The organism is Bacillus sp. jun7 (assembly GCF_051034795.1).
Taxonomy (GTDB): Bacteria; Bacillota; Bacilli; order Bacillales; family Bacillaceae; genus Bacillus; species Bacillus velezensis.
In genome coordinates this window covers 3,460,589-3,472,771 of the sequence record NZ_CP093219.1, presented here as the reverse complement: position 1 = coordinate 3,472,771, position 12,183 = coordinate 3,460,589, and the positions used below count along the sequence as shown (strand labels likewise).

Annotated in this window: 12 protein-coding genes; 1 reads left to right on the top strand and 11 read right to left on the bottom strand. The window is 47.1% G+C overall.

The annotated features are described in order from the left end of the window. Nucleotides 1-14: 14 nt before the first annotated feature. The 10 genes from ccpA to MJQ52_RS17185 form a co-directional block, all read right to left on the bottom strand. Entirely contained in the window at nucleotides 15-1,019 is a 1,005-nt protein-coding gene (ccpA, locus tag MJQ52_RS17230; RefSeq protein WP_003152385.1) for a catabolite control protein A, read from the bottom strand. A 278-nt stretch (nucleotides 1,020-1,297) separates the two neighbouring features. Further along, nucleotides 1,298-2,374, bottom strand: coding sequence for a bifunctional 3-deoxy-7-phosphoheptulonate synthase/chorismate mutase (locus tag MJQ52_RS17225; RefSeq protein ID WP_094247647.1), 1,077 nt, complete (start codon nucleotides 2,372-2,374; stop codon nucleotides 1,298-1,300). 236 nt (nucleotides 2,375-2,610) lie between these two features. Further along, nucleotides 2,611-2,937 (bottom strand): bacillithiol system redox-active protein YtxJ, encoded by a 327-nt coding sequence (gene ytxJ, locus MJQ52_RS17220; RefSeq protein ID WP_017418385.1) that lies wholly within the window; start codon nucleotides 2,935-2,937, stop codon nucleotides 2,611-2,613. A 25-nt stretch (nucleotides 2,938-2,962) separates the two neighbouring features. Continuing rightward, nucleotides 2,963-3,376 (bottom strand): YtxH domain-containing protein, encoded by a 414-nt coding sequence (locus MJQ52_RS17215; protein WP_003152380.1) that lies wholly within the window; start codon nucleotides 3,374-3,376, stop codon nucleotides 2,963-2,965. Between the two features lie 32 nt (nucleotides 3,377-3,408). After that, nucleotides 3,409-3,831 carry a DUF948 domain-containing protein gene (locus MJQ52_RS17210; protein ID WP_007408777.1) on the bottom strand — a complete coding sequence of 141 codons (423 nt, stop codon included), beginning with the start codon at nucleotides 3,829-3,831 and terminating at the stop codon, nucleotides 3,409-3,411. A 158-nt stretch (nucleotides 3,832-3,989) separates the two neighbouring features. Then, the gene (gene murC, locus MJQ52_RS17205; RefSeq protein WP_003152377.1) at nucleotides 3,990-5,288 is read right to left on the bottom strand and encodes a UDP-N-acetylmuramate--L-alanine ligase; all 1,299 of its coding nucleotides are present in this window, start codon (nucleotides 5,286-5,288) and stop codon (nucleotides 3,990-3,992) included. 240 nt (nucleotides 5,289-5,528) lie between these two features. Beyond that, nucleotides 5,529-8,132 carry a DNA translocase FtsK gene (locus tag MJQ52_RS17200; protein WP_094247646.1) on the bottom strand — a complete coding sequence of 868 codons (2,604 nt, stop codon included), beginning with the start codon at nucleotides 8,130-8,132 and terminating at the stop codon, nucleotides 5,529-5,531. A 167-nt stretch (nucleotides 8,133-8,299) separates the two neighbouring features. Next, nucleotides 8,300-8,905, bottom strand: coding sequence for a YtpR family tRNA-binding protein (gene ytpR / locus MJQ52_RS17195; RefSeq protein WP_003152375.1), 606 nt, complete (start codon nucleotides 8,903-8,905; stop codon nucleotides 8,300-8,302). A 14-nt stretch (nucleotides 8,906-8,919) separates the two neighbouring features. Continuing rightward, nucleotides 8,920-9,729 carry a DUF1444 domain-containing protein gene (locus MJQ52_RS17190; protein WP_012118213.1) on the bottom strand — a complete coding sequence of 270 codons (810 nt, stop codon included), beginning with the start codon at nucleotides 9,727-9,729 and terminating at the stop codon, nucleotides 8,920-8,922. Nucleotides 9,730-9,744: 15 nt separating this feature from the next. After that, nucleotides 9,745-10,068, bottom strand: a complete 324-nt coding sequence (locus MJQ52_RS17185; RefSeq protein WP_003152373.1) for a thioredoxin family protein — start codon at nucleotides 10,066-10,068, stop codon at nucleotides 9,745-9,747. A gap of 197 nt (nucleotides 10,069-10,265) precedes the next feature. On the opposite strand from MJQ52_RS17185, the gene MJQ52_RS17180 reads away from it, so the two are divergent. After that, on the top strand, nucleotides 10,266-10,712 hold the full coding sequence (locus tag MJQ52_RS17180; protein ID WP_071391484.1) for a YtoQ family protein: 447 nt from the start codon (nucleotides 10,266-10,268) through the stop codon (nucleotides 10,710-10,712). A gap of 391 nt (nucleotides 10,713-11,103) precedes the next feature. Here MJQ52_RS17180 and MJQ52_RS17175 read toward each other — a convergent pair whose 3' ends face one another. Further along, complete coding sequence (locus MJQ52_RS17175; RefSeq protein WP_003152370.1) at nucleotides 11,104-12,177, bottom strand: M42 family metallopeptidase; 1,074 nt, start codon at nucleotides 12,175-12,177, stop codon at nucleotides 11,104-11,106. Nucleotides 12,178-12,183: the final 6 nt, after the last annotated feature.

Here is a 12,183-nt window from a genome sequence, read left to right as displayed (position 1 = left end):
GCTTTTCCGTTTTTTTATGACTTGGTTGATTGTCTTAATTCGATGCGGTGAGGCAATTCGACGATATGCTCTTCAACCGGCTCTTTGTTCATCAGTTTTGTCAAAAGTCTCATCGCCACGGCGCCGATATCGTACGTAGGCTGCACGACTGTTGAAAGCTGAGGGCGGACCATCAGGCTCAATCTCGTATTGTCAAAACCGATAATATCAAGATCATCAGGTATCGAAAGACCTTGATCTTGGGCCGCATGGATAATGCCGAGGGCCATTTCATCCGTCGCAGAAAGAATCGCCGTCGGTTTCCGGTCAAGGCCCATCAAACTTTGAAGCGCCTCCATACCGGAATCATACGTGTAATCGCCTTCCGCTACGAATTGCTCGTTAAACGGAATCGCCGCTTCTTCAAGCGCCCGTTTGTACCCTTGCAGTTTTTTCGAACGGTTGATCGGCTCTTGCATCGGTCCGGAGACGAAAGCAATATCGCGATGCCCTTTATCAATGAAAAGCTTAACGGCATCATAAATCGCCTGTTCATAATCAATGGCGACAGAAGGCGTCTCGCCCTGTTCTTCCACTGATGCCGCCAAGACGATCGGCACAGGAGAGCGCTTAAATTCTTCGACATGCTCGTCCGTAATGTTGCCGCCCATAAATACGATACCGTCCACTTGTTTGCCGAGCATCGTATTTAACAGATGCAGTTCTTTCTCAAGATTTTGATCCGAGTTGCTTAAAATAATATTATATTTGTACATCGTCGCGATATCTTCAATTCCACGCGCAAGTTCCGAGTAGAAAATGCTTGAGATATCAGGGATGATGACGCCGACCGTTGTCGTTTTTTTGCTTGCAAGCCCTCTTGCCACCGCGTTCGGACGGTAGCCGAGCCGGTCAATGGCTTCCAATACTTTTTTTCTGGTCGTCGGTTTTACATTCGGGTTGCCGTTCACGACGCGGGAAACAGTCGCCATACTGACATTTGCTTCTCTGGCCACATCGTATATCGTAATGTTGCTCACTGAAACCACTCCTTTTACTGGATACACTTATCCTTATCTATAGCATAAACACTTTATGTAAAGAAATGTCGTACGATTTCGCATTCTGTCGTTTATGATTGTAAGCGTAAGTCAGTAGTGTACATTATTTTTCATTATTCATCAAATTTAAATATCTCTCATGAAATTATACACGTTTTTCCCAGTGATGAAAACGTTCACTTTCATTTTATAATTAAATAAAATGAAGATACGAAAAAAAGCCGCACGAGGCGGCCTTTAAAGAGCGGAACATTGTATTATGCTTTTACTTTCAGCATCGGCTTTAATTCGTTCAGCCATTTCTCGAATTCAGGGATATCCATCTGCTGCGCAGAGTCTGACAGGGCAACGGAAGGATCAGGGTGAACTTCGGCCATCACGCCGTCAGCGCCGATCGCAAGCGCCGCTTTTGCTGTCGGAAGCAGGAGATCGCGGCGGCCTGTTGAGTGTGTGACGTCAACAAACACCGGCAAGTGAGTTTCCTGTTTCAAAATCGGCACGACAGAAATGTCGAGCGTGTTTCTCGTTGCCGTTTCGTACGTTCTGATTCCGCGTTCACAAAGAATGATTTGGTCGTTTCCTTGTGACATGATGTATTCAGCTGCATTGATAAATTCTGAAATTGTTGCGGCAAGACCGCGTTTTAACAATACCGGCTTTTTAACGGAGCCGGCGGCTTTCAGCAATTCAAAGTTTTGCATGTTCCGCGCGCCGATCTGAATGACGTCAATGTAATCAATCGCTTGCTCAATGTGGGCGGGCGTTACGATTTCACTGATCACCGCGAGGTCATATTCATCAGCGACGCATTTGAGAATTTGCAGGCCTTCTACACCGAGACCTTGGAAATCATACGGACTTGTGCGGGGTTTAAACGCGCCCCCGCGCAGGATTTTAATGCCTTGTTTTTTCGCTGCGGCCGCGACTTCGGCAACCTGCTCATAGCTTTCTACGGCACAAGGTCCGACGATGAATCTCTGATCGCCGTCACCGATTTTTTCGCCTTTAATGTCAACGATCGTATCTTCTGCTTTTTTCTTCCGGGAGACGAGCAACGCTTTGCTGTGATCCTCTTCTTGAAGTTCAAGTCCGGCTTTGAAAATTTCTTTGAAAATATGCTGGATCGTTGAGTTTTCAAATGGGCCGTCATTGCTTTCAATAATGCGGTTAAGCATTGTACGCTCTCTGACAGGGTCAAATCGGTTGACACCCTGTGCTTCCTTTGCTTTACCGATTTCTTTTACAACGGCTCCGCGTTCATTGATTAATTTAAGGATTTCTAAGTTTAGTGCGTCTGCCTGCTGTCTTAGGCTCTCTAATTCCTTGTTGCTCATCTTTTTCATCCCTTCTATGCTATGTTTTATTTTAATGGTTAACATGCATCTTACTACAGTTATGCGAAAATAGGAATATGAAATAATAAATTTTTTCACATTTGACTTTATCACCAAAACGCTTTTAAGCTTTTATGCGTTGAAGCAGTATATATTGATATCCTACATGATCCGGCTGAAATGATCAATAGTTTTTTCCAAAAAAAAAACCGCCGATATCAACCGGCGGCCAGCAATTATGAAAGGTGCTGCTCTATTGCGTTTTTTGTGATTTGTGAATGAGACGCGTGCCATTTCACTTCGCCGTTTGTAATGACGAATACTTGCGGGCTTTCATGTTTCACGCCGTATGTCTCGGCGATATAGTTTGAAAGCGGCCGGCTGTCCTGCACATGCAGGTAATAAGAAGGTACTTCTGAATGCTCCGATGCAAAGGCGTCAAACTCCTGAAACGCGGCTTGGCTGATCGGGCAGGTTGTGCTGTGTTTCAAAAACACGAGCGTGTTTTCTTTCTCAGCGGCATTTTTGAACTCTTCTTCAGATGATATCAGCTGTTTTGTCATGTCGGTTATCTCTCCTTATTGAAGGTCAGCGATTTGCCTGACCGGCTTTTTCCCCGGCGTCTTCCGCTTCGGCCTTGATGCTTTGGGCCGTGTCCTGCATTTCGCTTCTCGTCTCTTCGGCTTTCTCGGTTAGTGTGCTCTTAGAACGGTCTTTTAAATCCTTCACTTTATTCATAATCTGGCCTGACTGATCAGCTACCAGCTGGGTGATATTAGATGTTTTGTCCTTAGCGATGCTGACATATTGAGAGCCTTTTTCTTTCGCATCGGCCGTCATTCTGTCCGTCTTATCCTTTAACGCAGAAGCCTGACTGCCGAGATCGTCGCGCAGCTCCTTACCTGATTTAGGCGCCAGAAACAACGCCGTTGTCGCGCCGATAATTCCCCCGATCAGCGTTCCGATTAAAAAATCCTTACTATTGATTCCATCTTTGCTCATTATGATTCCTCCTTAGTGGATTTTTCTTATGATTAAAGCGATGTTTTTTTCTTTTGCTTCCACTTGTCCCATATTTCCATAGCGGCCTGGCTCCAGGTGACAACCTGACTGATCTTATCCTGATTCTCTCTTACAGAGGCCGTAACGGAACCTGCTGCCTGCTTTATGGATGTATTAAACTGCTGGACGGAAGTTCCCACTTCCTGAACAGCATGGACAACCGTATTTAATTTCTCTGATTTTTCCTGAATGTCTTCCGCGAGACGGTTTGTCTTATGTAACAGCTCGGTTGTCTCTGCGGTAATGCCTTTCATCTGCCCTTCAAGGCCGTCTAAAGTCGAGGCTACGTTTGTTAAAGTCATCTGCACGGACTTTAATGTTTTGGACAGATAGATGACGAGGATGAGAAATGCAACGGCAATGAGTGCGACGCTTAAGTAAAGAATGATGATCATCTAATACCTCCTTATAATGCAGGATATAGTGGTATATACCCAATTCTCAAAATGATAAACATATATGAAAGGTCTGTATGTATACTATTTCTCCGTTTATCGGTAAATCCCTTTTGCAGCACGCGCAAAAAAGCAGTGAGAGCCCCACTGCTTTTTTGTTACGCTATGACGTTTTCATAGGCTCTCATATATTTTTGAATGTCTCCGGCGCCCATGAAGATCAGCACTGCGCCTTCATGCGCTTTTAACACGGATGTGTCATTTTCTTCAATGAGTTCTGCGTTATCGATTTTTTCCTGAAGATCCGTGATCGTGAGCTTGCCGACGTTCTCGCGGGCAGAGCCGAAAATGTCGCACAGATACACGCGGTCGGCCGCGCTTAAGCTTTCTGCGAATTCATCCAGGAATGATTGCGTCCGTGTAAACGTATGCGGCTGAAATACCGCGATGATTTCACGTTCGGGATATTTTTGGCGCGCCGCCTCAATCGTGACTTTGATTTCAGTCGGATGGTGGGCGTAGTCGTCGATCAGTACCTGGCTGCCGATCACTTTTTCATTGAATCTGCGTTTGACGCCGCCGAATGATTCAAGTCCGAGCTTAATCATGTTCACGTCTATCTCTTCATAGTGGCAGAGCGCAATGACCGCTAAGGAATTGAGGACATTGTGATGGCCGTATGCCGGGATGTAGAACGTATCGTAAAACGTATTGCGGACAAAGACGTCAAATGTCGTGCCTTCCGTATTTTTTACGATGTTTCTCGCTTGAAAATCGTTTTCTTCTCCCGTGCCGTAATAAACGACTGGCACATTGGCGTGAATTTTCGGCAGGTACTCGTCATCACCGCAGGCAATGATGCCTTTGTTGACTTGAAGCGCCATGTTTTGGAAAGCATCAAACACATCGTCAATGTTGGCGAAATAATCAGGGTGGTCAAAATCAATATTCGTCATAATCGCATAATCAGGCTGATAGCTTAAGAAATGACGGCGGTACTCGCAAGCTTCAAATACAAAGTATTCGCTGCTTTCATTTCCTCTGCCCGTCCCGTCCCCGATAAGAAACGAAGTCGGCTTCGCCTGCTGCATCACGTGTGCCAAGAGGCCCGTTGTGGACGTCTTGCCGTGTGCGCCCGTTACCGCGACACTTGTGTATTTTTTCATATATTCAGCTAAAAATTTATGATATCTGATGACAGGAATCCCTTCATCGAGCGCCTTTGCAATTTCCGGATGAGAATCAGGAAATGCGTTTCCGGCGATGACCGTTAAGCCGGGTTTGATGTTATCGGCGCTGAACGGATAGATCGGGATGTTTCTTTTTTCAAGGGCAGCCTGAGTGAAAATCTGCTTCTCGATATCCGATCCCTGCACCTGATACCCCGTATCATGCAGGATTTGAGCAAGCGGGCTCATACCTGTCCCTTTTATTCCAACAAAATGATAAACAGTCATAATCGTACCTCCAACAAACGTCTATCTGTTCCCCAGTATATGACGCTCATTTCATTTTGCGACCGCAGCGGGCGAAAAGCCCGCACAGCGGCGCTTCCATTTATTTTTACGTTATCGTCAGTATCTGTAACTTTCTTTTTGATTAAACCTGCCGCATGATATTTCAGCGCGTGACAGTGATGCAGTTTTGATGGTCCATCCACTATCATACCATGTTTGTGAGAAAAATGAACGATATTCTTATTCTTGAGAAATGTCAGCGGCCGTAATCAGTACTTCACGGGGTTTGCTGCCCTTCGCTTCTGAGATCATGCCTTCGGCTTCCATCATGTCAATCAGCCTCGCGGCGCGGTTATAACCGATTCTGAACCTTCTTTGAAGGCTTGAGGTGCTGGCGCTGTTTTGCTCCACGACGAATTGGCACGCCTCAGGAAACAGTTCATCTTCTTCCTTAAGGGCGGTTCCCTGCCTGATCAGTTCTTCCTGTTCAAACAAATAAGAAGGCGGCAGCTGCTTTCTGACATGAGAGACGACGCGGTCAATCTCTCTGTCGGATACAAAGTTGCCCTGCAGGCGCACCGGTTTTCCGGTACCGTTTTCCCAGTACAGCATGTCGCCTTTTCCGAGCAGCTTTTCCGCTCCCGCCATGTCGATGATCGTTCTGGAATCTACCTGGCTTGAGACGGAGAATGCAATCCTCGTCGGTATGTTCGCCTTGATCATTCCGGTAATGACATCGACAGACGGACGCTGTGTCGCGACAAGCAGATGAATGCCGCAGGCTCTCGCTTTCTGCGCGATTCTGGCAATGCTTTCTTCCACATCGTTCGGCGCGACCATCATTAAATCGGCAAGCTCATCAATGACCACTACGAGGTAAGGGAGCTTTTCGCCTGTCTTATGATCGGCCGTTAATTCATTAAAGCGTCCGATATCTCTCACACCCGAATGGGCAAACAGTTCATACCGCCGTTCCATCTCTTCCACAACCCATTTTAACGCGGCGGTCGCGGCTTTGGCGTCCGTGATGACGGGGCTGACCAAATGCGGTATTTGGTTATAAGGCGCAAGCTCGACCATTTTCGGATCAATCAGAAGCATTTTGACATCACTCGGATCCGCCTTATAAAGCAGACTGACCAAAATGGTATTGATGCAGACGCTTTTTCCCGATCCTGTCGCACCCGCTATCAACCCGTGCGGCATCTTTTTCAAATCAATGACGACCGGGTTTCCGGAAATATCGACACCGAGCGCGGCTGTAAGCGGAGACGGATTCGTCCTGAAAGCGGCGCTTCTGATCATCTGCCTTAAATCGACGACTTTGCTTACGCGGTTCGGAACTTCAATGCCGATCGTGTTTTTACCGGGGATCGGCGCCTCAATCCGAATATCCTTGGCAGACAGGCTCAGTTTAATATCATCTGCTAAGTTTGTAATTTTGTTTACTTTCACTCCGGGCTCAGGATGCACTTCAAAACGTGTGACGGACGGGCCTTGTGTGACATGAACGACTTGGGCGCGCACATTAAAGTTTTTCAGCGTAACGTTTAAAAGCTCGCGCTGTTCTTCAATCCACGATTGGTCGTCATGTCTTTGCGCCGGCGGTACGTCCAGAAGCGACAGATTCGGAAAGACATAGCTCGCTCCGCCCTCTGGCGTCTTCGCCTGCTTGTGTTTATCGCTTTTGAGCATCATGACGTTAAACGGAACATTGCGCTCTTTCGGCCGCTCCGCTTTTCTCACAGTCTGAGGCTGTCCGGGATGCTCCGTTTTTTCTTCGGCAGGCCGGGACGGGGCATCAGCCGTCTCAATGCTTGCTGGTTCAGGCGCGAGGTCTGAATGCCGGTCTGCTTCATTGTACTCAGGCTGACAGTCTGCTTCCTGTTTCGCGTCGGGTTCAGCTGATTCGGGCTTGTCTTCAGACTGCGGCTGAACTTCCTCATCGTATCCGGGTTCTGTGTATGTATACACCGGTTCTTCTGCGGTTTCAAAAGGCGGTGCTTTTTCCGGCTCAGGCTCCTGATGTTCCCCCTGCAGCGCCGCTTGTTCCTCTGTGTTTTCAGCCGTTCGGGATGCTTCATACTCAGGCTCTATTATAGGCTGCGGGCGGGTTTGTTCATGCTCTTGTTCTTCTGTAAAGCCGGCAGACTCCGCGCTTTCGGTGTGCTCCCGCTCTTCAGCCTGCTGCGGTTCTGGTGCTGCAAACACTTGCTCTTTTGCATTCTCAGCCTCGGTGTGAAGCTCCTCTTTTTTAACGGCCTGGATTTCTTCCGTTTCTTGTTTCGCAAACGGTTCTGGCCGGTCATTCGTCTGTTTTGTTATGCCGGATGTTGTGAAGACGGGCTCTTTTTCCGTTTCCTGACCGGATTTTGGCGGAACAAATTGCTCCTCTGACAGCAATGTTACGTTCTCTTCACGCCGCTTTTCGGAAATAGGCGCTTTTTTTATGCTGTGCTGAGATTGAAAGCCGTAAACCGGTGAAGGAATGGATGACGGTTTAAAGGGCTTTTTCACGGCATCAGGCTCTTTATGTGTATGCTGTTTCCGCTCGGTTTGCTCCTTCCCGGCGGCATAACCCCGGGACGGCTGGCGGCGTTCGTGCCTTTCCCGCTGTCTTTGGTTTTGCTCCGTTCGCTTATAGCCGTCCGGAACGACAGGGAAGCGGAAATTCCCTTTCGGATATTCGTAATATATTTTAGGATCTTCCATGCGCGTTAATTTGCCTTCTGGCTGATCCGGTATGTGCTGTTTCGGGATTTGGGCATGCGTGTTCGGTTCACGTTCATGCTCTTCTTCTTTTTCACCTAAAAATAAGTCAAAAAATTTATTCAGCCAACTCATGTTTAATCACTCTCTAACTCCCTTTTTAGTAGTCTGGGACGATATTTAGTATACCATTGCCGGGCGGTTCAGAAAAGATTAAGCTCCCAACTGAAGAAAGCCGTTAAGCAGGCCTGCTTAACGGCTTTCTCTCACATCATTCGATTCTGTGCGCTTATTTATGGGAGTTAGAATTGAAATGCTTCGCCGGCCTCGCGGCTGTCTTCAAGAACAAGAATCCCTTTTTCCGCCGGCGCATCCGGCAAAGCGAGTTCTTTCGCGGAGCAGATCATGCCGCTTGACGGAACGCCTCTTAATTCAGCGTCTTTAATCACAAGTCCGCTCGGCATTACCGCACCGACTTTAGCGACGACGACTTTTTGCCCTTTGTCCACGTTCGGCGCGCCGCAAACGATTTGAAGGGTTTCCTCTCCGACATTCACTTGGCAGATATTCAGTTTATCCGCATTCGGATGTTTTTCTTTCGATTCAACGTGACCGACAACAAATTTCGGAGAAAGGTCAACCGTCAGCGTTTCTGAAACGCCGTTTCTGTTCAGTATTTCATTCACATCCTGTACGAAAGTCTCAGACAAAGCGACGGGGCCGTTGTCTTCAATCTGTAAGTAAGAAGACACGTTAAAAATGTTAAAGCCCGTCGTTTCTTTTGTTTCTTTGTTAAAGATTCTGACGACATCGCCTTCTCTTTCATAGCCGATTTCTTCGCGTGCTGCATCTTTAAGAGAGATCAGAAGCGTATCTCCCACACCTTCTTTATTGTAAAAAGCGTTCATAAGAAAAATCCTTTCTAATCCTTTTTCGGCCGGCTTTTCGCCATGATAAACACAGGTTCCAGTCTGCCTTCATTATACAGAAATGAAAGGGCCGTAATCGGCACCGTGCCGCTTGCAAAGAAGCTCATGGACATTTGCCCTAAAATATCATAACCCGATTCATTTCGAATGTCAGCAAGTATTAATACATCCTGATGCGGGACGGAAATCGCCAATTCGCCTTCGGCGGCCTGCTTGTATTCATGAAGAATTGAATCATTGAGAATCCGGCTGGCGTCATAGCCGTCATTCGCCCTGAAAAAATAAAAATAATTGTCCGCAACCGTATCCTGTTTCACGACCGAAGGAAGAGAGCGGAGATTGAATGACGCCGTCTCCCTGATGCGTTCTTTTGTCCAGTTTTCTTTCTCGAGCATACGGCTGTCAATTAAGCGGTACGTCTTACCGAGATCAAGCGCGTAGTAGATTCTCGTTTCGGCCGTATGGTCATCATACACGAGCGGAATGCCGTCGCTCGTTTGATCGGGAAATGACGTGGAGCGGATGACCGGATAGATTCCGGCTTCCTTTCCGGACATCTCCTGGCCGCTGCCTTCCATCGCCTCCATCGCTTCTGACACATAGTAGACGATTTCGTCGATCGCTTCTTCTTTTTTCGTCTCCCATTTCGCAATGATCGGCGGGAGCTCCAATGTGATGCCTTTTTTGGTCGTTTGATCCTCAACACGGAGGGTGTCTTTTTCTCTGTCAAAAAAGAAGGATCGGTTCTCGTGCTGCAGGCGCTGTTTTAATAAATCCGCCAGCTTCCTTGACGTCATTTTCAAAGCCCGTGGCCTCCTTTATGCTTTAGCAAGGGAATCGGTTAAAAATTGCTCAATTTCTTCTTTCGTTTTACGGTCTTTGCTGACGAAGCGGTTCACTTCTTTTCCTCCGTTAAACACAACAAAGCTCGGAATGCCGTAAATTTCCCATTCCGCGCATGTATCAATAAATTGATCGCGGTCTACGTAGTAATAAGTGAATTCAGGAAAGTCCGCTTCCAGCTCAGGGAGAAACGGCTCCACAAAGCGGCAGTCCGGGCACCAATCCGCTGAAAACATAAATACCGCCCAATCGTCTTGTACCGCTTTTTGCAATTCTTCCGTGCTTTCAATCTTTTTCATTGTCATTCCTCCATCTGGATTATGAGTTTTTTATATGCTGATGTTTGTCCAATTGGATCATACCAGACTGTTTACGGCAAGACCAACTATATGCAATATCATTATCATATTTCATTTGCATTATCAAGCAAGTTTCGTTTACCATTTTGCTTGTAGCCGTACGAAAATCTGAATATGTACATAAGGAGGGGCAAAAGATGCAGTTTGTCGTGTATTTAGCCGGTGAAATCCACAGTGATTGGCGGGATGAAATCAAACAAAAAGCAAAAGCGCTGAACCTGCCGATTACGTTTGTCGGCCCGATGGAAAACCATGAACGCTCAGACAATATCGGAGAAGAGATTATGGGCGTGCAGCCCGATTCTGTTTTAAAAGACGCCAGAGCTTCTGATATCAACAATTTCCGTACAGAGGTGCTGATGGAAAAAGCCGATTTTGTGATCGCCCTGTTTGGCGAGAAATATAAACAGTGGAATACCGCGATGGATGCTTCTTATGCCGTCGCAAAAGGAAAGCCGCTCATTCTCATCCGTCCGAAAGAACTTCATCATCCGCTGAAAGAGCTTTCCGGAAAAGCGAATATCACGGTCGAAACCGTAAATCAAGCGATGAAAGCACTTTCTTATTTATTTGAAACAGAATAAGCAGGCCGCCTTTATGCGGTCCTGCTTACCTAAACTCACCACTTCAGTATGAATCAGTTCAAGAGGAAATTTTATGTTTGTCTTTTTTGTCATAATCATACCTCCTTGCAGAACAAATAAAAAATGCAAATGACTCGACTTTTGTGAAATCGCTGCTCATCTCAATGCTTGCAGCATGTTTTTGATTTAAAAACGTTTATCATTGCAATAAAGATTCGTGGTTGTTTATTTGGATTGGAACCATTTTGATAATAATATTGAAAAATAATATGTGTTACCTAATTCTATTTTCAATACGCTTTAATGAACTGTCTCGATCACGCGGCTTAAAACAGAATGTAAAAACAGCAGTCAATAAGTATTCAAAGGGACTTATTGACTGCTTATTTTTTTACACATTTTCTCTGATCGTTTCGACCGTCTGTTTGTCACTCGCCATGACCAGCTTAATGAGCATTTCTTTCGCCGCGGCATAATCATCGACATGGATGATAGCGGCATTTGTATGAATGTATCTTGAACAAATGCCGATGACGGCAGACGGAACCCCGCTGTTTGATATGTGGACGCGTCCGGCATCCGTTCCTCCGCCTGAAGCGAAATATTGATAAGGGATATTGTGCGTTTCCGCCATATCAAGGACGAACTCTCTCATCCCGCGGTGCATGACCGTCGTTCTATCGAGAATGCGGAGCAGCACCCCCTCGCCGAGACGGCCGAACAGCTCCTTATCCCCGCTCATATCATTTGCCGGGCTGGCATCAAGCGCGAAGAAGAGATCAGGCTGAATCATGTTGGCCGCTGTCTGCGCCCCTCTCAAGCCGACTTCCTCCTGAACGGTGGCCCCGGCGTAAAGATTGTTCGGCAGGTCTTTTCCGTGCAGCTCTTTTAATAGTTCAATGCTTAACCCGCAGCCGTAGCGGTTATCCCACGCTTTGGACAATATTTTCTTCTCGTTGGCCATCGGGGTGAACGGGCAGACCGGCACGACCTGCTGTCCCGGTCTGATCCCCATTTTGACCGCGTCCTCTCTGTCATCGGCACCGATATCAATCATCATATTTTTGATCTCCATCGGCTTTGCGCGCTGGGCATCCGTTAAAATGTGGGGCGGGATGCTTGAGATGACGCCGATAATCGGTCCGTTATCCGTCTGCACCTCGACGCGCTGGGCAAGCAGCACCTGGCTCCACCAGCCGCCGAGCGTCTGAAATCTCAGCATGCCGTTATCCGTAATCTGTGTCACCATAAACCCGACTTCGTCCATATGCCCGGCTACCATAACGGTCGGCGCATCTTCAGCGCCGCGCCTTACTCCGAAAACACTTCCGAGTCTGTCCTGCACGATGTCATCCGCATATTTCGCAAGCTCCCGTTTCATAAAGGAGCGGACCTGATGTTCATTTCCCGGTGCACCGGGAAGCTGCGTCAGCGTCCGGAAAAGCGTTTTCGTTTCCTCATTCATATTTTC